The 23,036-nt window shown below is 32.5% G+C and carries 14 protein-coding genes; all 14 read left to right on the top strand.

Annotated features, from left to right (window positions below; all coding sequences use genetic code 11):
• Positions 1-252 precede the first annotated feature (252 nt).
• The 14 genes from GTZ96_RS12390 (at position 253) to GTZ96_RS12330 (ending at position 23,024) form a co-directional block, all read left to right on the top strand.
• A complete protein-coding gene (locus GTZ96_RS12390; protein WP_161644232.1) occupies positions 253-1,569 on the top strand; it encodes a sugar porter family MFS transporter in 1,317 nt (438 codons plus the stop codon).
• 36 nt (positions 1,570-1,605) lie between these two features.
• A complete protein-coding gene (locus GTZ96_RS12385) occupies positions 1,606-4,704 on the top strand; it encodes a SusC/RagA family TonB-linked outer membrane protein (RefSeq protein ID WP_161644231.1) in 3,099 nt (1,032 codons plus the stop codon).
• A 4-nt stretch (positions 4,705-4,708) separates the two neighbouring features.
• Complete coding sequence (locus tag GTZ96_RS12380) at positions 4,709-6,409, top strand: RagB/SusD family nutrient uptake outer membrane protein (RefSeq protein WP_181033183.1); 1,701 nt, start codon at positions 4,709-4,711, stop codon at positions 6,407-6,409.
• A gap of 55 nt (positions 6,410-6,464) precedes the next feature.
• Positions 6,465-8,204: a DUF5018 domain-containing protein gene (locus GTZ96_RS12375; protein ID WP_161644229.1), complete on the top strand. Its 1,740-nt coding sequence runs from the start codon at positions 6,465-6,467 to the stop codon at positions 8,202-8,204.
• A gap of 10 nt (positions 8,205-8,214) precedes the next feature.
• Entirely contained in the window at positions 8,215-9,318 is a 1,104-nt protein-coding gene (locus tag GTZ96_RS12370; RefSeq protein ID WP_161644228.1) for a DUF4960 domain-containing protein, read from the top strand.
• Positions 9,319-9,376: 58 nt separating this feature from the next.
• On the top strand, positions 9,377-10,273 hold the full coding sequence (locus GTZ96_RS12365) for a carbohydrate kinase family protein (protein ID WP_161644227.1): 897 nt from the start codon (positions 9,377-9,379) through the stop codon (positions 10,271-10,273).
• Positions 10,274-10,323: 50 nt separating this feature from the next.
• The gene (locus tag GTZ96_RS12360) at positions 10,324-12,507 is read left to right on the top strand and encodes a GH32 C-terminal domain-containing protein (protein WP_161644226.1); all 2,184 of its coding nucleotides are present in this window, start codon (positions 10,324-10,326) and stop codon (positions 12,505-12,507) included.
• Positions 12,508-12,524: 17 nt separating this feature from the next.
• Positions 12,525-13,997: a glycoside hydrolase family 32 protein gene (locus GTZ96_RS12355; protein ID WP_161644225.1), complete on the top strand. Its 1,473-nt coding sequence runs from the start codon at positions 12,525-12,527 to the stop codon at positions 13,995-13,997.
• Positions 13,998-14,171: 174 nt separating this feature from the next.
• Positions 14,172-14,525 (top strand): carbohydrate kinase family protein, encoded by a 354-nt coding sequence (locus GTZ96_RS18335; RefSeq protein WP_317168905.1) that lies wholly within the window; start codon positions 14,172-14,174, stop codon positions 14,523-14,525.
• On the top strand, positions 14,512-14,895 hold the full coding sequence (locus GTZ96_RS18330; protein ID WP_235972974.1) for a carbohydrate kinase family protein: 384 nt from the start codon (positions 14,512-14,514) through the stop codon (positions 14,893-14,895). The genes GTZ96_RS18335 and GTZ96_RS18330 overlap by 14 nt, the downstream gene beginning before the upstream one ends.
• 554 nt (positions 14,896-15,449) lie before the next feature.
• Positions 15,450-18,176 carry a substrate-binding domain-containing protein gene (locus GTZ96_RS12345; RefSeq protein WP_161644224.1) on the top strand — a complete coding sequence of 909 codons (2,727 nt, stop codon included), beginning with the start codon at positions 15,450-15,452 and terminating at the stop codon, positions 18,174-18,176.
• Between the two features lie 240 nt (positions 18,177-18,416).
• On the top strand, positions 18,417-19,736 hold the full coding sequence (locus GTZ96_RS12340) for a sugar porter family MFS transporter (RefSeq protein WP_161644223.1): 1,320 nt from the start codon (positions 18,417-18,419) through the stop codon (positions 19,734-19,736).
• Positions 19,737-19,739: 3 nt separating this feature from the next.
• Positions 19,740-19,883 (top strand): hypothetical protein, encoded by a 144-nt coding sequence (locus tag GTZ96_RS12335; protein WP_161644222.1) that lies wholly within the window; start codon positions 19,740-19,742, stop codon positions 19,881-19,883.
• A 36-nt stretch (positions 19,884-19,919) separates the two neighbouring features.
• Positions 19,920-23,024, top strand: coding sequence for a SusC/RagA family TonB-linked outer membrane protein (locus tag GTZ96_RS12330; RefSeq protein ID WP_161644221.1), 3,105 nt, complete (start codon positions 19,920-19,922; stop codon positions 23,022-23,024).
• Positions 23,025-23,036 lie beyond the last annotated feature (12 nt).

The following is a 23,036-nucleotide window of genomic DNA, read 5'->3' as shown; positions in this document are numbered from 1 at the left end:
TAGTTAAAAAACACTTTCTGCAATTTCTCTGCAATTAAATTAAGCGATTCATTTTTTTTATATAAAAGTTCAAGTTTAAAAACTGTAATTATAGGTTACGATTTTAAACTTTTTCTCTAAAAATAAAAATTAAGCAGCTGTAAATCAGGTGTTTTTGAGCGATGTAACTAATTTGTATGTATATGTAACAATACAGAATGATTGAATTTTAACTTGAATCTAACTTTGGATAGAAATAAAAAATTATAGGTTATGAATAAAAAAATAATGAGTTGGTCAATCGTTGCGTCATTCGCAGGATTCCTGTTTGGTTTTGATACCGTAGTAATTTCTGGTGCAGATAAAGCACTTCAAATATTATGGGATTCCAGTGATTTCTTTCACGGTTCGGTAGTTATGGCAATGGCATTATGGGGTACTGTTATAGGAGCCATATTTGGAGGAATTCCAACTAATAAAATAGGAAGAAAATCAACATTATTAATAATTGGGGTTTTGTTTTCAATATCAGCTTTAGGATCTTCTTTAGCAAATGGACCATGGGTATTTGCTTTTTTTAGATTCATAGGTGGTCTGGGTATTGGAGCATCAACTATTGCTGCACCTGCTTATATATCTGAAATTGCCCCTGCAAAAGATAGAGGACGATTAGTAGGTCTTTACCAATTTAATATCGTGTTTGGTATTCTTAGTGCTTTTTTATCAAATTATCTTTTGAGTGATATTGGAGAAAACGCATGGAGATGGATGCTTGGAATTCAGGTTTTTCCATCAATAGTTTATACCATATTGGTTTTTTATATACCTGAAAGTCCAAGATGGTTACTAACACAATCCAGAACGGATGAAGCAAGGGTAATTTTGGATAAGATAAATAGTAAAGAAGATGTTCAAAGTGTAATTGACAATGTGCATGAAGACAATAAAAATAATTCTTCAGATGAAAATATCTTTATGAAGAAATATCGTTTTCCATTAATCTTAGTTTTTTTAATTGCAGCATTCAATCAATTATCGGGTATAAATGCTTTCTTATATTATGCCCCAAGGATTTTTGGAGAAGCTGGTTTAGGAGCTAAAACAGCACTTTTGAGCAGTATCGGTATTGGCTTCATTAATTTAATATTCACGCTAATAGGTGTTTATTTAATAGACAGATTAGGAAGACGTAAATTAATGATTTTTGGATCATTAGGTTACATTTTTTCTTTAGCAATGGTAGCCGTTTCATTTTATTTAAGTTGGACAGGAATGGCAGTTCCAATGTTTTTATTCGTTTTTATAGCCTCTCATGCTATAGGACAGGGAGCTGTAATATGGGTTTTTATATCCGAAATTTTCCCAAACCATTTAAGAGCATCAGGACAGTCTTTTGGAAGTTCAGTTCATTGGGTGCTGGCAGCAATAATTCCATCAATGGTTCCAATCCTTTTTTCAAATTTTGGAGTTGGAAATGTGTTTAGCTTTTTTGCTGTTATGATGGTCTTTCAACTTGTTTTTGTATTGTTTATGATGCCTGAAACCAAAGGTATTTCTTTAGAAAACATGAATGCTAACCTTAATAAATAATAATATTAACTAACTAACTCTATAAACTAAAAATGTATGAAAATTAACTGTTTTAAAAACAAGAAAAACATTATCACAATGTGTTTGTTTTTCTTTGGGCTTGTTGCTCTCGGGCAGCAGACTCAAATAAATGGGACTGTTTTGTCTGAGGCCGATGGTCAGCCCTTACCCGGCGCAAGTATACTTGTGAAGGGAACTTCCTTAGGTACAACAACAGATTTCGATGGGAAGTTTCAAATTAAGGCTAAAGAAGGAGAAACTTTGATAGTGTCTTATATAGGTTTTTCAGATGCCCAAATTACGATTACATCAAAAAAAGCGTATACTATTATTTTAAAAGCCACATCAAATAATCTTGATGAGGTTGTTGTCACAGGTTATTCTAAAGAAAAAAAGAAAGATATAACCGGGGCAGTTTCTATTGTTTCTGTAGCCGATTTAGATCGTGTCGCTACACCCAATGTTATAAGTAAATTACAATCCAGAGTTCCCGGATTAAGTTTTACTTCTTCAGGAGTTCCAGGTGGTAATGATACCCAAATATCAATTAGAGGTTTAACATCTGTGTTTGGAGGCACAGGACCTTTATGGGTTATTGATGGTGTGCAAACCAATTCACCTGCTGGTTTAAATCCAAATGATATTGAAAGTATACAAGTATTAAAAGATGCTGCTTCGGCAGGTATTTATGGGACTGAAGCTGCTAAAGGAGTTATTATTGTAACTACTAAACAAGCAAAAGCAGGCACACAAAAAATCACTTTAGATAGTCGTGTATCCTTAAATACAATTCGTGATAAGTTTAATGTTTTAAATTCTCAGGAATGGTTAGATGTTAGGTATAGAGCACAGGGAAATTTACCTGTTGCAGCAGGAAATTTTGCTTATACTCCTGGGAATTCTTTGCCTGAGTTTTTAGATGATCAACAAAATTTAAGATTGTCAAATACAGATTGGATTGATGTTATTTCAAGAAATTCAATTTCTACAACCACTGATTTTGGATATTCTTTTGCAAATAAAAAATGGAAAGTTTTTACAGGTTTAGGATACGCTAAAGATCAGGGAGTATTGGAGTATACTTATTATCAAAGAGCAAATGTTAGATTGAATTCAAGTATTAAATTTTTTAAAGACAAATTGAATATTGGAGAAAATTTAACTGTTACTAATTTTCAGGAAGTAAAAGGAAATTCTATGGAAGATGCACTTTTACAAAATCCATTGATTCCAGTATATGCTGAAGATGGTACTTGGGGAGGACCTACAGGAAGTGGTTTACAAGACAAATGGAATCCGTTAGCTATTTTATATGTTAATAGAAACAATGTCGAAAAAACGTGGAGAACATTCGGTAATATTTATGCTGATTTGAATATTGTTGATGGACTAACTTTTAATTCTAAATTAAATTTTGACATCAATAGATTCAAGTTTGATGAACATTCAGAATCATTTAATCAAAATGGAAGTATTCTGGGAAATAGAATCATTTTGGGAGGTGAAGAATTTTCCAGATATAGAAGAAATAGAAATAATTCAGACACATTTATTATAACCAATTTAATTACTTATGCCCATCAATTTGGGAATCATAATTTAAATGTTTTTGGAGGACACGAGATTTATAAAAAAGATCAGCAAAATAAATTTGATCGTGTACAAGTTCCTTTTGGAACAGGCGTAGACTTTGAAAATATTGATCAATATGATAAAATTTCAGATTCCAGTGTACTTGATGCTTACGGTATTGGAGCTGATAGCAGAAGAGAATCTATGTTTGCCAAAGTGAATTATGATTATTCAAGCAAATATTATTTTTCTGCAAGTGTTCGTCGAGACGGGTCTTCCCGTTTTGGTAAAAACAATCGTTATGCCATTTTCCCTACTGCATCTGCCGGTTGGACTTTAAGTAATGAAAAGTTTTTAGAAAACTCTAATGTAATTGATAATTTAAAATTAAGAGCATCATGGGGTGGAAATGGAAATGCTGATATTTTAGAATATGCACAATATTCAATATTTAATATGGCATTAGAAAATAGTAATTACGATTTAAACGGAAGTGGAAGCGGTACTATAAGTACTGGAGTTTCAGCAAATCAAGTTGGAAATCCGGAATTAAAATGGGAGCAGTCATACCAAACAAATATTGGACTTGATCTGGATTTATTTAAAAAGCGTGTGAATTTTGTTGTTGATGTATACGAAAAGAAAACCTCCGATTTATTACTTCAAATTGTTCAGCCAAGTGTTTTAGGCGAAGCTGGAAAAACATTGTTTTTCAACGCTGGAGATATGACTAATAGAGGAATTGATGTTGTTTTAGGATATAATTCGAAATCACAAAATGACTTTAATTATGGTGTGAATTTCACTTTCTCTAAATATAAAAACAAGGTTACAAGATTAAATAATTCAGATAATTTTATTTTAAACGGAATCTCTTACACAGGTGCTGGTCATCCTATTGGTTCTTATTTTGGATATGTAGCTGATGGTCTTTTTAGAACTCCCGAAGAAGTAGCTGTACATGCTGAACAAACTGGAAAAGCATTAGGTAATATTAGATATAGAGATTTGAATGGTGATGGAGTTGTTAATCAAGATGACAGAACAATCATTGGTAATCCACATCCTGATTTTACTTATGGAATTAATCTTTCGGCCAGTTACAAACGATGGGATTTAAATGTGTTTTTTGATGGAAAACAAGGTGGAGACATGTATAACGCTCAAAGAGAAATGCTTGATTTTCCTTATTTTGGATTCAATCATGGTAAAAATACGTTAGATGCTTGGACACCTGAAAATGCAAACTCTCTAATACCGGCTCTAAGCACATCGGATACAAATGATCAAAAACGTGCTTCTACTTATTTTGTAGAAGATGGTTCTTTCTTCAGAATGAAAAGTGTAAATCTTTCATATAGTTTTAATCGCAATTCAATTAAAGGAATCGGATTGTCATCTGCTAAGTTATATGTTCAGGCAGAGAATCTATTTAGTATTACCTCTTTTACAGGTTTTGACTATGAAGTACCAGGTTTAAGTAGAACCGGTATTGGTATCGCAGGTATGGGCGTTTATCCTCATACTAAAACATTCAGCTGTGGATTCAATTTACAATTTTAAAAAGATGAGAAAAATAAAATTTTATATAGCAATAATAGGACTCACCTTAAGTGTTAGTTCTTGTCAGGAAGATTTTTTTACTGTAACTCCTGAAAACGTAATATCTGAAAATAATTTAGATTTAGAACAATTGGTTGTAAGTGCTTATAGTACTTTAGATTACAGATACAATACAGGTGAATTTAGAGACAATTGGCCTTTTGATCATGCTCCGTCTAACTGGTGTTTCTCAGATATCAGAAGTGGAGATGCATACAAAGGTGGTGGTGGTGTAGGAGATAATCCAGGTGGCGGAATGCATGGGTTAGAAATCCAACAAGTATTTGCCTCTTCTGAGAATGTCTATAATCTGTGGAGAGCTCTTTATTTTTCAATCAATAGAGTGAATAGTGCCATTATAGCTTTGAATAATAGTTCAGGATTTGAGAAAAAAGATTTACGAATTGCAGAACTTAAAGTTTTAAGAGCACATTTCTATTTTGAATTGATGAAAAACTTTGGGTCGTTTGCTTACATTGATGAAAATACTCCTATTGATAAAGTTACCAGTGTTCAGAATTCATTCGATACTGCTCTTTTGTGGGGAAAAATTGAAAAAGATTTAACGGATGCAATCGCAGTATTGCCTGATACACAACCTGAATTAGGAAGGATTAATAAATTAGTCGCTTATGCGTTTTTAGCCAAAGCAAATTTGTTCCAAAAGAAATGGGATCAGGTAATTATTAATGCAAACAAAGTTATTGCAGGGCCATATAAACTAGTAGACGACTTAGAAAAATTATATTCTTCTCCGGGTTATGGAAATCAAGAAAATGTATTTGCTATTCAATATTCAATAAATGATGGTTCTGAATTTGGGAATGTAAATTTTGGTGATTTAGTGAATTCTCCGGATTCTCCTTCTGATGATTCAAGTCATCCTTACTTAAACGGTGATGATTTTGATAAACCTAGCCAGAATATTGTAAATGCTTTTAAAGTAGATAATACGGGATTGCCATTACTTGATTCTTATAATAATTCGGATTTAGCAGCAACTGATGTAAGTACTCCTGTAGATCCAAGATTAGATCACTCAATAGGTCGCCCGGGGATTACCTGGAAAAAATGGCAAGGCATGCCTCAACAAGTAAATTGGAGTAGAGACCCTGCTACTTATGGCTTGTATGAAAGAAAGAAGAATCAAATTGACCCTTATTCGGACTTAAGATCTTCTGGTGGATTTCCTTGGGCAAAAGGAGCTTTGGATTGGGCAATTATAAAATTTAGCGATGTGTTACTATGGAAAGCTGAAGCTTCAATAGAATTAAACGACATAGGAACAGGAATGAGCATTATCAATCAAATTCGTACAAGAGCTAAAAACGCACCATACGTGTATAGTTACAATAATAATGCTGTAAATGCTGCAAATTATGTTATTGGTTTATACCCAACAGCCGGGGTTACAAAAGTATATGCAACAAAAGCATTACGTATGGAAAGAAGACTGGAATTACATAATGAAGGACATCATTTTTATGATCTTGTAAGATGGGGAATTGCTCCAAGCTGGATTAACGATTATATGTTAAAAGAAAGTTCAAAACGCAGTTATTATGGTGGAGCTTCATTCACTGAAGGAAGAGATGAATATTTACCAATTCCACAAATAGAAATTGACGCTTCGGGAGGTGTTTACAAACAAAGAACGGGCTATTAAATTAGTATTTGCAGAAAAAATCTTAACAAGTTTATTAAATTAAAATTTATTAAAAATGAAAAATATATCTAAAATTTTTAAAATGATTCCTTTCTTGTTTTTTGGAATCGTCATTACTTTATTGACAGTTGTTGGTTGCGAAGAGGATATTAAATTTAATGATAATGTACCTGATTATACCTATTCTATAATTAGAGACTTTAAAGTTAACGGGAAATCAGCAATTATTAGTCACACTAATGCTGTTATTACATTTACATTACCAGCAGGTTCCGATTTAACTAAGGTTCCAGTTACTATTACGTTACCGGAAGGAGCAACCGTTGAACCTGCTTCAGGAAGTGTAGTCGATTTTTCTGCTGGTCCCGTAATTTTTACAGTTACCAATAATGGGATTTCAAGAAAATATACGGCTACAGTGGCCGCTTATGGAGATCCTATGATTATGTCTTTTTCAATAGGTGAACATGTGGGAGTTATTGATGCCGTTGCAGGAACTATTGCAGTTACTGTTGGCAGTCAGGAGGACATTAAAAAACTAACTCCTCTGTATATAATTCCAGGTGGTACTACGGCAACACCGCAATCGGGTATAGCACAGGATTTTACAAGTCCGGTAAAATATACTGTAGTCTCAAATGATGGATTTACAGGAAAATCATATTATGTAAGTGTAACCCAGTTACCAAGCCCGTTTGTTACTAGCTTTAAAACAGGTACTGATATTTGTAGTGTAACAGGGATTGTAGATAATGCTGCTTCAACAATTGTTATGGATTTTCCTTCAGGATCAAATTTGGCTTCAATTACACCAATTATTTCTGTAACAGCTGGTTCTACAATATCTCCAGCAACTGGTGTTGCGAAAAACTTCTCGACTGGACCAGTAAATTATACGGTTACAAACGTTGAAGGTTTAACTAAAACTTATGCTGTAACAGCAAGAATTATTAATTCTACGAAAAAAATTGCTTTTGTAAGTGGAGCAAGTTGTGTGGAAAGCATTAGTGAGCCAGATACCAAAGCCGCTGCATTATGGTTAAAACAAAATTATGCGGAAGATTTTGTATACATCCAAGCGAGTAACTTAACTGCCCAGGCGTTAGCAAACACAAAAGTATTATTGCTTTATTGGGATAATGTAGGAACACAAAAAATGCCTGATACTGCATCAGGAATTACCACTGCTCAGGTTGATGTGATTACAAATTACTATAAAGCCGGAGGAGGTTTAATTGTTGAAGGTTTTGGAATTAATCTTTTAGATGAGATTGGACGCATAAAAATAGGAAGTACGGTTTTCGCAAATAATGGAGGAAATACAAATCCGGTAGGTGGACAAAATTTAGATGCATGGGGTTTGAGAGCTTCTTATTCTGCTCCTTCGCCAAGTGCTTCTGCAAATCATCCACTATTAGTTGGTTTAACCAAAGGCACAACAGATTATTATCCTATGAATAATGCAAAATACAAAGAAGATAGAAACTTCGGAATTGACTTTGGCCCTTATGATAGTTCTTTCACAAAAGGACAATGTTCAGAAGATAGAGCATTAGAATTTGAAGCCGCTACAAATAGTGTTTTAATTAGATGGTATGAGTGGTTAGATGCAAGAGGTTGTGGTATTGGTTTAGCTGAGTTCAAACCACAAGGAGCTTTCCAGGGAACTATGATTGTAAATACAGGAGGATGGTTAGAATGGAGTATGGCAGATAATAACGGAGCAGTCAATGATTTCCAAAATAATATCTACCGTTTACACAAAAATGCAATTGATCTTTTATTAAGTAAATAATTTAATGATTATGAAAAAAATATTTATAAAATCATTGATGATTGTAACCCTGATTATAGGGTTACAATCATGTGATGAACGTGAAAATTATACAGATGGGGCTAAGGTCTTAGATATTGTTTCGAGTGTACAACTAAATGGTAAAGAAGCCGTAATAAATCATCTAAACGGTAATATTTCTGTTAGTCTTTCGGGAGACACAAACTTGAGTAATGTGGCTTTCGAAGCAGTTTTTCCAGATGGAGTTACAGTTACACCTAATAGCGGAACTTCATTAGATTTATCAAGTCCTGTTGAATTATCTGTTTCTAATGGGGTTACAACCAGACATTACATTATTTCTGCAAAACTATTACCATCTAAAATAGCTTTCTTAGGTGATGGAGCTACTTTAAACGATATCTCTGATGATGATGTAAAAGCAGCTGGGCTTTGGGCTCAACAAGTATATGGAGATAAGTTTGTTTACATTCCATATAGCCAATTAACTGATGGAGCTTTAGACGGAGTAAATGTTTTGTTTTATATGTATGATAAGGTAGGTTCAACTGCGCAACCGGCTGCGCTTTTAGAACATCTTAATGTAGTTTCTAAATTCTTCGTACAAGGTGGTAAAATTGTAGCAGGAGGTCATGGTACAGGAATTGTTGAAGAACTTGGAAGAGACACTTCTGGTCTGCGTAATATCCTTGGCTCTGGTACCGGAGGCGCTAATCCTGATACATGGGGAGTTGGTTTTGCAGGCACTGCTTTAGGTAGTACAATTTCACAAGGTTGTCAATTTTATAGTGACCGCAAGGTGTATGTTATTAATGGAGGTTATAAAGAAGATCATAATTCACTTTGGAACTTAGCTCCATTAGATGATCCTAAGTTTGTAAGTTTTTCTAATGGTTATGATGCCGAAGTTGTAGCAGCTTGGGACTGGGCTATTGACGGTCAGGGTTTTGGAGGGATTGTTCTTTGGAAACCAAGTGGTCGTTTTCAAGGGTATATCATGGCATTAGGAATTGGTGGAATGGAATGGAATATGAATGATGGTCGTGTTAACCCGTATGCGGCTAATGTAAGAACCATTTATAAAAATTCAATAGATTATTTAGGAAGTAAATAGGTTTTAATTGGTTGTAGTTTTATCGGGCAGATTTTTTCTGCCCTTTAATTTTTTAATTATGGAAAAGAAAGATAAGTTAAATATAGTTTGTTTTGGAGAGATTCTTTGGGATGTTTTTCCAACACATAAAAAAATTGGGGGAGCTCCCTTAAATGTAGCACTAAGAATGAACTCTGTTGGAGTTTCCTCAAGCATTATTAGTAAAATAGGAAATGATGAAAACGGAAAGGAAATAATCGAATATATTGAAAATCATAATATGAGTTCAGAATTGATTCAAGTTGATTCGGATTATAAAACCGGTGTGGTTCATGTCATGATTAATGAAAAAGGGAATGCTTCTTATGATATTCATTATCCTTCTGCTTGGGATAAAATTTCGATTAATAATACAATAGAACAACAAGTTAGTGAAGCTGATGCATTTGTTCTAGGGAGTTTAATTTGTAGAGATGAAATTTCAAGAGCGAGTTTGTTTTCTCTTTTAGATAAAGCAAAATATAAAATTTTAGACGCTAATTTAAGATCTCCTTATTATACAACAGATGTCTTGATAGAATTAATGAACAAGGCTGATTTTATTAAGCTAAATGATGAAGAGTTAGTAGAGATTAGTAAGAAAATGGATTCCCCATATAATTCATTTGAACAAAATATTAAATTCATTGCAGAACAAACAAATACAAAACAAATTTGTGTGACCAAAGGCGCTTTTGGAGCTGTTTTATTTAGTAATGGAAAATTTTATTACAATAGCGGTTATTTTGTAAATGTTGTTGATACTGTTGGAGCTGGAGATTCTTTTTTAGCAACATTGATTGTTCGCTTACTAAGAGGAAAATCACCTCAAAAATCACTGAATTATGCTTGTGCTATTGGCGCTTTAGTGGCAGCAAGTGAAGGTGCCAATCCCCAAATTTCTGAAAAAGAAATTAAAAAATTTATGATGATTTAGTTTCTCTGGTATAATTCAAAGTGCTTCTTCCAAAACTTAACTTGACAAAAATGAAAAGAATATTCCCTGTTTTAGTAATTCTAATTTTATGTATTTCTTTTACAAAAGAATCAAAACCTTTATACCAATGGTCTTTTAATTCAAATAAGATAAAATCAACAATTGAAGAAAATACAAAAACGATTTATCAAATCAATAGTAATTTTGAAACTCCGGAATTTGTAAATGGTATTGAAAATACAGGCTTACGCTTTGACGGCTATTCTACATACATTGAGGGTTCGTTGCCATCGCCATTAAAGTTACCTGTAACAATAAGTGCATGGGTAGCTCTGGAAACTTTCCCAACGGATACAGCAAGCTTTTTTTCGCTAATTGAAGAAAACAGCAATCCTGAGAATTGGATTTCAGCTAGTATAAATAAATTTGGAAAACCCGCAATTGCGATAGGGACAAATGGTGAGGAAAAATATTATTTTGCTGAACATAGATTGTCAAAATCTAAATGGTTTAATGTGTGTCTTATTATTAGTGAGGGGAATGTTAATTTATTAATTAACGGAGAAGCAATTTTAAAAATACCTTTAAATAAAGTGACAAGTCAAACTACATTTAATAGTTTGACTATTGGGAAAAACGCAAAAGAAAAATACTTAGAAAATCTGTTTCCGCTGACTCATATCAATGGAATAATTGATGAACTTAAAATTTGGAATGAGCCATTAGAATCAAATTATTTAATAGAAAATGAGATAGGTGATAAATTAAACAAGAGAACTGATTTAGCTATACCTTTCAGTAGATTCAAAAAGGATTTTAATAGACCCAAATACCATTTACTCCCAGCAGCAAATTGGACAAATGAAACTCATGGCTTAATTTATTACAAGGGGAAATATCATATTTTCAATCAAAAAAACGGTACTAATTTATTCTTAGGTCAGATTAATTGGGGGCATTTTAGTAGTCCGGATTTAGTACAATGGACAGAGCATAAACCAGTATTGACCCCGGAAGAAGGTTATGATGAAATAGGAATATGGTCGGGACATGTAGTATTAGATAATAAAGGTATGCCATTAATTATGTACACAGGAGGCAATGAAAAAGAGGTTGGAATGTGCCTTGCTTTTCCTAAAGATGATAATTTAATAGATTGGAAAAAATTCAGTAATAATCCAGTTGTAAAAGGACCTCCAAAACAGTATAAACGTAGAGATTTTCGCGACCCCTATATTTGGAAAGAAAAGGATGTTTGGTATATGATTGTAGGCTATGGCTTGATTGAAAATGATGTTCAAAAAGGGGCTTTATTATTATATAAATCAAATGATTTAAAAAAGTGGACTTATTTACATCCTTTATTTAAAGGGAATCCAGAGACAGACCATTCAGGAATATTTTGGGAAATGCCCGTTTTTTGGAAGATGAACAATAAATACATCTTAGCAGTAAATCCTATACCGTATGACGGTAAACCTGCAATAAATTTATATTGGGTAGGTAGTTTTATCAATGAAAAATTTGTCCCGGATCATAAATTGCCTAAAAAATTAGAAGTAATTAATAGAATGCTTTCTCCGTCAGTTTCCTTAGATAAGAATGGTATTACAACTGCAATTGCGATAATTCCAGATTTAATCCCTAGGGAGTTACAATTGAAACACGGTTGGACACATTTATTTAGTATGCCGAGAGTGTGGAATTTAAAAAATGGTGAAATTTATCAAACACCACATCCGTCATTAATTAAACTTAGGGATTCCTCAAAAGTTTTTGAAAACGTAAATGTGAATTCATCATCCAATTTAAAACTTGGTAGTGGTCATCAAATAGAAATAATTGCAGAAATCTTCCCTTTACAATCTGATAAATTTGGTTTCTATATTGGAAAAAATCTAAAAAATGATGAATCAACTAAATTGTGTTTTGATCTAAAAAAGAACCAATTGGTAATTGATCAAACCAATTCCAGTAGAACAGAGTCAATAGAGAAACGGATTGAAATTGGAGAAATTAATTTAAAAAACAGGAAAACGATTAAGATTCATCTGTTTATTGATGGTTCTGTAGTTGAGGGATTTATAAATGATAAAGAAGCTTTTACAACACGAATTTTTCCAAAATTCTATGATAGTGATCAAGTTGAGGTGTTTTCTGAAAATGGCTCTATTTTAATTAACAAACTTGATTTTTGGTATTTAAAAAGCAGTAATAATCTAAGCGATTTTTAAAAATAAATAGTATTGATATGAAGTGGAAAAATTTAATAGCTATACTAGTTTTTACACTGTTAGCAACACCAATAACAGCACAAGAAGTATTCAAAACAAATCGCCAGGAACCGTATCGGCCACAATACCATTACAGTCCAATTGAAGGCTGGATTGGGGATCCTTGTGGTTTGATATATTATCAGAATCAGTATCACTTGTACACATTTGGTCACGGAAAAGCGGTTTCAAATGACCTGGTACATTATCAGCAAACAGCAAATGATGTATTAAAAGGAGATGATGGCACCATTCGTTATTTTACAGGATCTGTAGCCATTGACAAAAATAACACATCGGGTTTTGGTAAAAATGCCTGGATAGCAGCATATACAATTTTTACGAAGGCGTCAGAAAATCAAGCGCAAGGGATATCATTCAGTAATGATGGAAATTCATTTCAATATTATAAACAAAACCCAGTTATTGATCTCCAAAGCAAAGAGTTTCGTGATCCAACAATATTTTGGTATGAGCCTACATCAAGATGGATTATGGTTGTTGCAAAAGCAAAAGAGAAAAAGGTGAAAATTTATGAATCCACCGATCTAAAAGAATGGGTTTGGTTGAGTGATTTTGGTCCAGCAGGCACTCAGGATAAAGTGTGGGAATGTCCGGATTTATTTCAATTAAATGTAGATAACAATCCCAATAATAAAAAATGGGTAATGGTTGTTTCAATAGATTGGGCAAGGGAACAATATTTTATCGGTGATTTTGATGGTAAAAACTTTAAGCTTGATAATGAGAAATATCCCTTATATGTTGACAAAGGATTAGATTATTATGCTTCAAGAGTGTTTCGCGATTATGATAATACATTAAAAAAAACGACAACAATAGGGTGGATAGCAACTTGGGATTATGCCCTATTGGTTCCATCAAGCTGGGGTAAAGGGTTTTGGTCCATACCTCGTGATTTAGAATTGAAAACTTTTTCAGAAGGGCTACGAATGATTCAAAAACCAGAGGAGAATTTAAAAACCCTTAGAGAATCTCCTGTAATTTTTAATCAAAAATTAAAAAAGGGAACGTATAAATTACCTCAATTTATACCGACTGAAAACATATATGAACTAGATGTAGTATTTTCTACTACCAAACCAAATGTGTTTGGCTTTAATCTTTGTGTGGGAGATGGAAGAAAAGTTTCAATTAGTTACAATACACAAAATGACTCGTTAACTATAGATCGCACAAATTGTTCTAATGTTCCTATTGAGAAATTTGCTCGTAAAACAAGTGCAAAAGTAACTCCTGAAAACGGTAAATTGAGAATGCATATTTATGTAGACAAATCGAGTATAGAATTGTTTACAAATCAAGGAAAAGATGTCTTTTCATTGATGACTTTTCCTGGCGAAACACAAACAGGAATTGAGGTGTTTTCAAAAGAAAATGGAACAAAAATGAATTTTTCAGCTTGGAAGTTAAAATCCGTTTGGAATTAAATCTATTGTAGAATTCTGAATGGTTCAATTTTTTCAAACTTTTTTTCAAGATAGAAATTGGAAGTGTGATTGGAGAAAAGTAGTTTTTGGGTTTATTAGACCAGCTCTGCAAAGTGTTTCTTAAAAACGAACGTTCTTAAAAGTCGTGTTGGTGCTGATGAAGACGGAAATGGAATTCTGTCTTTTGTAAATGAACAGGGAGTCAGTTCTGATTATATTCAAGTAGGGGCAGATTATAAAACAGGAGTAGTTCATGTAATGGTTAATGATAAAGGAAATGCATCCTATGATATTCACTATCCTTCTTCCTGGGATAAAATTTTGCAGACAAAAGAGATGGATGAAAAAGTTTCAGAAGCCGATGCCTTTGTTTTTGGGAGTTTAATTTGCCGTGATGAGGTTTCCAGAGCGACGCTGTATGGTCTTTTAGATAAGGCAGAATATAAAGTTTTGGATGCCAATTTGAGAGCGCCATATTATACGGCAGAAGTACTTCTGGAATTAATGTCTAAGACTGATTTTTATTAAGCTCAATGATGAAGAACTACATGAGATAAGCCAGTTATTAGAATCGCCGTATCATTCTTTCGAACAAAACATTAAATTTATTGCTAAAAAAACAAATACAAAGCATGTTTGTGTGACCAAGGGTGCCTTTGGTGCTGTTTTGTATTACAATGATAAGTTTTATTACAATAGTGGTTATTTCATAAAAGTAGTGGATACCGTTGGGGCAGGAGATTCTTTTCTGGCATCTTTAATTATAAGATTGTTGAGAGGCAAATCGCCACAAAAATCATTGAATTATGCCTGTGCTATTGGTGCATTAGTGGCAGGTCAAGAAGGAGCCAACCCTGATATTTCCCAAAAAGAAATAAAAAAGTTCATGATGGTTTAATCAGATGATTTATGGTATAAAAAAAGTCCCAAATTTTTTGGGGCTTTTTTGCTTTTTACATATTTCTAAACGAATAAATTTTGGGCTTTCAAATTTTATATTATTAAAGGTGAACTCAAAAGAATTCTAAATGATTCTGACAAATGTTTCTAACGATTAGAAAAATGCAGAATAAAAACTAAGATAATGAAATCAAGAACGTAAATAATCACAGGCAAATTTATTTATTGTATCTGCTTAACAGTAAATCTTTGTTCTTCTTTAATAACAAATAGATAAATTGTCATAATTTCTTGGTCTGTTAAATCGGATTTGTTATTATCTCTAAATCGACTGCAAGGGTATTTTAAATCTTTTTCAAATTCCTCACAGATTGATGGGTATATTTTTACTAATTTTAGAGCCTTAGTCTGAATTATCATATGTTTAAAAGTATGTAAGGTACATTTAAAATGTGCTGATAATCAGTGTTTAAAACGAATAGTTTGAAAGATGTTTCTTTCTTGTGTTTATTCGACTCTTAATTCACATTATAATCAATTAATTAAATTTCTATGTTAAGAAAATCCCGCTTGATAGTATTGTCAATTTTCCTATTTATACTTAATTCATGTAAATTATCCGAAGAAGAAAAAGCCACAGTTAATATTGGATTTTCGCAATGCATTGACAATGATATTTGGAGAAAATCAATGGAACATGAAATGGGAATAGAGGCATCACTCCATTCAGAGATAAATCTAAAGGTTTATAATGCTAATCGGAAAGCAAAAAATCAAATTAGAGATATAGAAAGAATGATTGAAGATAAAATGGATGTTATCATTATTTCACCTTTTGAGTCGGATTCTATTGTCCCTGTAATTGAAAAGGCAAAGGCAGAAGGAATTCCTGTGATTCTAGTTGATAGAAAAGTAAATACTTCAAATTACAAGGCATATTTGGGGGCTGATAATATAGAAGTAGGTCGCATAGCAGGAAGAAATATTGTTTCCTTGTCAAAAGGCAATGCGAATGTATTAGAGATAAGAGGTGAAGCAACAACAACTCCAGGTTCTGAACGAAGTTTAGGATTTAGACAAATAATAAAACAATATCCAGGTATTAAGTTAATCAGTATTGTTGCGGATAATTATGGAAGGCCTAAAGATGATTATATAAAAATTTTAGATAGTCTAAATAAAATAGATTATGTTTTTGCTTTTAATGATATTGTCGCCTATAATGCCTGGAAGATTGCTAAAGGGAAAGGATTAGACAAAAAAATCAAATTTGTTGGTGTAGATGGATTGAATGGCCCTAATGGGGGAATTCAGTTGGTTAAAGATGGAATTCTAGAAGCTACGGTTTTATACCCAACAGGAGGAAGTGATGCTATTAAATTAGCTTTAAAGTTAGCTAGTAATGAGATTGTTCCTAAAAATAATAAGTTGAATACGATATTGATAGACACTCTTAATGCAGATATTATGAGTAATCAATTTGATAAGATATCAATCCAGCAATCAGATATAGAAGAACAGCAGAATGTTATAAAAGATCAGGTAAATAAATATTCAACTCAACGTAATCTGCTGAAAATAGTATTGTTCCTATCAATATTGCTCCTTGGTTTAGCCATATACAGTATCTATTCAAGGATAATAATTAGTCGTAAAAAGAAAGAATTAGAATTGATGGTTGAAAAAATAATCAGCCAAAGAAATGAAATAGAAAAATATGCAGAAGAATTAAAGGAAAGCAATGAAGCTAGACTGAGCCTTCTCACGGGCTTATCCCATGAGTTTAAAACGCCATTAACATTAATATTAAGTTCCATTGAATCTCTAGGAAATGAATTAAAAAATAAAGGTGTTTTAGTCAATAAAGAAATTAATTTAATGTATAACAATTCTAGGAGATTATTAAGGTTGATTAATCAGCTATTAGATTATAGAAAAACAGAAGAGAGGAAATTTAAACTTAGAGCATCAATAACCAATATATTAGATTTTTCTAAAAATATAGTTGATGATTTTGATAAAGTGGCGAAGAAAAAAAATATAGATTTTACTTTGATAATAAATAATCCAGAATTAGAAATTTATATTGATCAAAATTTAATGGATAAAGTATATTTTAATTTATTATCAAATGCCTTTAAATTTACCCCTGATAAAGGTAAAATTTCGATTACAATCAAAGAAGATAAAACCAATAATGTTGTTGAAATAAGTTTTAAGGATTCCGGAATGGGAATTCCTGAAAATGAATTGAAAGAGGTTTTTAATGCTTTTTATCAAGGTTCAAATAATTATAAAATTAGCTCAGGTATTGGACTACATTTATCAAAAAAATTTATAGAACTTCATAAAGGAACCATTGATGTTAAATCAAAAAAAGGGACTGAATTCATTATTTTGTTACCATTAGGCAAAGCACATCTTGACAAAAAATCAATCATTAAGGAACCGGTTTTAAATTTGGTTCATCAATCGGATTATTTAGATTTAGATGTAATTGAGATTTCAGAACCTAATAAAAATGAAGATAAATATTCTGTACTTTATATTGAGGATAATAAAGAGTTATTGGATTTTGTTTCCTATAAATTTTCTTCAGAATATACTTTTTATACCTCTGACGGAACTAATGCAATAGAAAGAGCACTAGAATTAATTCCGGATATAATTATTTGTGATTTGAATTTACCAGATAAAAATGGTTATCAAATTTGTGAATTTTTAAAGAAAGATTTACTAACCTCTCATATACCCATACTAATCTTGACCGCTTCAGATGAACAAGATTCCTATTTAAAAGCCTTAGAAAGTGGAGCAGATATTTTCCTAACTAAACCTTTTGATTTAAAAGTTTTATCGCAATCAATAAAGGGATTACTTTTTAATAGAGAGAAATTACGTTTTTATTATTCCAATACTATTTCAAGCGTTCAGTCAGATAGTTTTGGCATGTCAGAACAGGGTTTTTTAAAAAAAATGAATCAATTTATTGAAATGAACTTGAGCAATTCTGCTTATACTGTAGATAATCTTGGTGCCAATCTAAATATTTCAAGAATACAATTGTACCGTAAAGTAAAAGCAATTTTGGGAATTGGAGTTAATGATCATATCAATAATGTTAGATTAGAAATATCAAAAGAAATGCTCAAAAAAACTAATAAAACAATTTCTGAAATTGCTTACGCAGTTGGTTTTTCAACTCCAAGTTATTTTTCAACTTCCTTCAAAAATAAATTTGGAATCACACCTAAGGAATATAAAACGGATATAAAGTAGGTTTAATTTTTATATCATCTTTTTTTCGAATTTTAATTTGTTATAGGATTGAAATTCATGATACAGAATTGAAATAATTATAAGTTTAATAAAAAGCAACTTTAGCGTAACCTATTGATTGTTAGTATTTTGTGTGTTAAAAAATAGAGGGTGATAATATTGTATGAAATCGTAACATACTCAAAATACAAGCATAATTTTTACAGATATCTTAGCAATTGAATTTAATGTTTTAAGATAATGAAAAAAATTATTGTTTGGTCTTTAATAGCATCATTGGCCGGATTTCTTTTTGGGTTTGATACCGTTGTAATTTCAGGAGCGGATAAAAAATTACAATTATTATGGCATTCTTCAGATACCTTTCATGGGACGGTGGTTATGGGAATGGCACTTTGGGGTACTGTTATTGGAGCTGTTTTCGGAGGAATACCAACCAATAAAATAGGAAGAAAAAATACCTTATTATGGATAGGGATTTTATTCTTTATTTCGGCGATAGGTTCTGCCTTCTCCAATAATCCATTTGTTTTTGCTGCTTTTAGACTAATAGGAGGTTTGGGTGTAGGAGCCTCTACGATTGCAGCTCCAGCATATATTTCTGAAATTGCACCAGCTAAAGACAGAGGTAAATTGGTGGCATTTTATCAATTTAATATTGTTTTAGGTATTTTGGTTGCCTTCCTTTCCAATTATTTGTTAAGAAATACAGGAGAGAATTCTTGGAGATGGATGATGGGGGTACAAGCCTTTCCTTCTTTTATTTATACCCTGTTTATTTTTAGTATACCCAAAAGTCCAAGATGGTTATTGTCTAAATCCAGAAATGAGGAAGCCCGAAAAGTGTTGGTTTTAATGGGACAAGAAGCCGACTACGAACAATTGAAAAAGGAAATAGAACTCGACAATAAAAATGCAGCGACTACAAATGATAATATCTTTCTAAAAAAATATCGTACTCCTTTAATCTTGGCTTTTTTAATGGCTTTTTTTAATCAGTTATCCGGTATTAATGCTTTTCTATATTATTCCCCTAGAATTTTTCAAGAAGCTGGATTAGGTGAAAGTACAGCTTTACTAAGCAGCATAGGTATTGGTGTTGTTAATTTGATGTTTACTTTATTGGGAGTCTTTTTAATTGACCGATTAGGAAGGAAAATATTAATGTATATCGGTTCTATAGGTTACATTATCTCACTTAGTCTTGTTTCTATAGCTTTCTTTTTAAAATGGGAAGGAATGGCTGTGCCAACATTTTTGTTTTTGTTTATTGCCTCACATGCAATTGGACAAGGAGCAGTTATATGGGTTTTTATTTCAGAGATTTTTCCAAATCACCTCCGCGCTTCAGGACAATCTTTTGGAAGTACAACCCATTGGGTTTTGGCAGCTGTAATCCCATCACTAATTCCATTTTTATTTTCCTCAATTGGACCAGGTGTAGTGTTTTTATTTTTTGCGGCAATGATGGTTTTTCAACTTTTGTTTGTGGCCTTTTTAATGCCGGAAACTAAAGGGATTTCTCTTGAAGAATTAAGTGAAAAATTAATAAAAAGATAAATTATGCCAGGAACAAGTAAAAAAATATTATTTAGACTATTCCATTGTCCTAATGGAGAAAAAGTAATTGCGGAAATTTTCTTATCTACTCAGCCTTTTACTGATTTTAAGGCATCATCGATAGCGAAAACAGAAATAAAAATCTAATTATTAACCAGTTATAATTTAAAAACCACATTAATTATGAAAAACAAAATTTTTCTTTTTCTCTTTTTTCTTTGCCCGATATTGGTAATGAATGCACAGAATTTTGGGGTAAAAGGGACAATTGTCTCTTTAGATGACGGCTTGCCTATGCCTGGCGTAACAGTTCAAGTTTCTGGAACGAATAAAAGTACAACCACAGACTTTGATGGGAAATATAGCATAGAAGGCCTAAAAGGTTCTGATACTCTTGAATTTAGTTTTATAGGCTATGTTTCTCAATCGATTGCAATTAAAAATACCAGTATCATTAATGTTAAATTGGTGTCTGGCAATCAACAATTAAATGAAGTAGTTGTGGTGGGATATACATCACAAAAGAAAGCTGACATAACAGGAGCTGTTGCAGTTGTTGATATGGGACAACTTAATAAGCAAGTGGAACCCAATCCTCTTAAAGCATTACAAGGAAGACTCGCTGGAGTAAAAATATCTTCAGATGGTTCCCCAAGTGGTTCTAATACTTCAGTACTTATTCGAGGAGTAGGGACTCTTGGAAATACGACACCATTACTTGTTATTGATGGTGTTCCGACAAAATCAGGGATGCATGAGCTTAATCCTAATGATATAGAAACGATACAAGTTCTAAAAGATGCTTCATCAGCAAGTATTTATGGATCTCGAGCTTCAAATGGGGTTATTATAATTACAACCAAAAAAGGTAAATCGGGAATAATGCGTATAAATTTTAATAAATACACTTCATTTTCTACTTACGCTAATCGTTTAAAGGTACTTAATTCAGAACAATATGGACAAGCACTTTGGCAAGCTAATATTAATGATGGCCTTAATCCCAACAATAATAATTTAAGTTACCAATTTGATTGGGGAGTCGTTGATGGAACTCCAAAACTGAATAAAGTATTGGTGCCGGAATACTTGGATAACGCTCAGACCCTAAAGTCTTCAAATACGGATTGGTATAATGAAATTTCCCAAACAGGAATAGCTGATTCATATGATTTAGCAGTGTCCAATGGTACTGAAAAAGGGAATTATCTTTTTTCTGTTGATTATTATGACAATAAGGGCATAGTGAAAACCAGTGAATTTAAACGTGTGTCTGGACGTATGAACAGTTCTTATAAACTTTTGAATAATAATTTAACTATCGGTGAAAATTTCACAATCAATAGAACGAATGAAGTTACAGAGCCAGGGGTGTTAGATCCGGCATTACGCGCACTTCCATTAATTCCTGTTCATACTGTTGATGGATTAGGTTGGGGTGGTCCGGTAGGAGGAATGAATGATAGACAAAATCCAGTAAGATTATTAGAATACAACAAAGACAATGGATATAAATATTTGCGTCTTTTTGGAAATGCTTATGCCGATTTGCAAATAATAAAAGGGTTAAATGTTAAAACAAATTTTGGGATTGATTACGGTAGTTTTTATAAAAAATCATTACAGCGCAGCTATGTTTCGGGTTATTTGAAAAACGATCAAAATTCCGTAAGTATTGATCAATCTACTAGCGATAAATTTACGTGGTCTAATACGGTAACTTATAAATTTTCATTGGGAAGAAATAATTTCAATGTTTTGGCAGGTACAGAGATGTATAAAGATGACTTTGCAAATACCTGGCTTAGAAAAGATGACTTCATAATCGAATCGCCTGATTATATGTATCCAGATGCCGGAACAGGGAAATCCTATACTGGAGGAGGAGCTACAAGTTACAGTCTATTATCTTATTTTGGGAAAATAGAATATGATTTTGATAAAAAATATCTTTTCTCAGCAACTTTGCGTCATGATGGTTCCTCGCGTTTTGGTAAAAATAATCAATTTGGTACGTTCCCTGCATTTTCAGCAGGATGGAGAATTGCTCAAGAAGATTTTATAAAAAATAATGCAAAATTTGTTTCAGATCTTAAATTACGTGCAGGATGGGGACAGACTGGTAATCAAGAAATCAGCAATACAGCAATATACTCTCTTTATTTAGCAAATTATGCTGGAGGAGATCCAACCTGGGGAACTTCTTTTGGAACTGCTTATGACATCTCTGGAGCGGGAAGCGGTATATTGAATTCAGGTTTTATTGCTATTCAAACCGGAAATAATGACTTAAAATGGGAAACAACCACACAAACTAATGTAGGGTTAGATTATGGTTTGTTCAACCAAAAATTATCAGGTTCTATCGATTATTATTTTAAAAGCACCAAAGATATTCTTGTGATGCCACCGTATCTTGGAGTTATTGGAGAAGGTGGAAACCGATGGATAAACGGGGCATCCATGGAAAATAAAGGATGGGAATTTTCTTTGGGCTATAATGATGCAACTTCATGGGGATTAAAATATGAGATTAATGCTAATCTTTCGATGAATAAGAATAGAATTACCTATTTGCCACCCTCAGTACAAAATAATTATGGAGGTAATGGAACTACTGACAATATACTTGGTCGACCATTAAACTCAATGTATGGTTATGTAGCAGATGGTTTATTCCGTACTGAAGATGAAGTTTTCAATTCCGCTATTCAAGAAGGAAAAGGTCTTGGTCGTATCCGTTATAAGGATTTGAATAATGATAATGTTATCAATGACAAAGACAGAACTTGGATTGGAAATCCAAATCCGGATTATGCCTATGGACTTAATATCAGTCTTAATTATAAAAATTTTGATGTTTCTACATTTTTTGAGGGTATTGGAAATGTTGATGTAGTTAATCAAAAAAAATATCAAACGGATTTCTGGAGTGTAGATGATGTCGGTTCAAATAAAGGAATAAGATTGTTAAATGCTTGGTCTCCTTCTAATCCAAATTCAACGATACCGGCTATTTCAACTACTGATAAAAATGCTGAGTCCAGGTTTTCAACATATTTTGTTGAAAACGGACGCTACTTAAAGTTACGTGTAGTTCAGTTTGGTTATACTTTACCAAAAGAAACAGCATCGAAATTTAAAATGGATAGTTTTAGAGTTTATTTAAGCGGACAAAATCTTTGGACACTTAAAGCATCAGATTTTACAGGTGTAGACCCTGAAAATGCTGGATTTGGTTATCCACAACCAAGAACTTTCACAGTTGGATTAAATGTATCTCTATAAAAATTAAATATT

This window comes from Flavobacterium undicola, assembly GCF_009909155.2.
Taxonomy (GTDB): Bacteria; Bacteroidota; Bacteroidia; order Flavobacteriales; family Flavobacteriaceae; genus Flavobacterium; species Flavobacterium undicola.
The sequence above is the reverse complement of the archived record's forward strand: the minus strand, read 5'-3'. Positions and strand labels throughout refer to the sequence as shown.

What these genes read in the sequence shown, in the direction of transcription:
- GTZ96_RS12390 (WP_161644232.1), top strand. Translation starts at nt 253, where the DNA reads ATGAATAAAAAAATAATGAGTTGGTCAATCGTTGCGTCATTCGCAGGA.
- GTZ96_RS12370 (WP_161644228.1), top strand. Translation starts at nt 8,215, where the DNA reads ATGAAAAAAATATTTATAAAATCATTGATGATTGTAACCCTGATTATA.
- GTZ96_RS12385 (WP_161644231.1), top strand. Translation starts at nt 1,606, where the DNA reads ATGAAAATTAACTGTTTTAAAAACAAGAAAAACATTATCACAATGTGT.
- GTZ96_RS12380 (WP_181033183.1), top strand. Translation starts at nt 4,709, where the DNA reads ATGAGAAAAATAAAATTTTATATAGCAATAATAGGACTCACCTTAAGT.
- GTZ96_RS12375 (WP_161644229.1), top strand. Translation starts at nt 6,465, where the DNA reads ATGAAAAATATATCTAAAATTTTTAAAATGATTCCTTTCTTGTTTTTT.
- GTZ96_RS12330 (WP_161644221.1), top strand. Translation starts at nt 19,920, where the DNA reads ATGAAAAACAAAATTTTTCTTTTTCTCTTTTTTCTTTGCCCGATATTG.
- GTZ96_RS12355 (WP_161644225.1), top strand. Translation starts at nt 12,525, where the DNA reads ATGAAGTGGAAAAATTTAATAGCTATACTAGTTTTTACACTGTTAGCA.
- GTZ96_RS12345 (WP_161644224.1), top strand. Translation starts at nt 15,450, where the DNA reads ATGTTAAGAAAATCCCGCTTGATAGTATTGTCAATTTTCCTATTTATA.
- GTZ96_RS12365 (WP_161644227.1), top strand. Translation starts at nt 9,377, where the DNA reads ATGGAAAAGAAAGATAAGTTAAATATAGTTTGTTTTGGAGAGATTCTT.
- GTZ96_RS12360 (WP_161644226.1), top strand. Translation starts at nt 10,324, where the DNA reads ATGAAAAGAATATTCCCTGTTTTAGTAATTCTAATTTTATGTATTTCT.
- GTZ96_RS12335 (WP_161644222.1), top strand. Translation starts at nt 19,740, where the DNA reads ATGCCAGGAACAAGTAAAAAAATATTATTTAGACTATTCCATTGTCCT.
- GTZ96_RS12340 (WP_161644223.1), top strand. Translation starts at nt 18,417, where the DNA reads ATGAAAAAAATTATTGTTTGGTCTTTAATAGCATCATTGGCCGGATTT.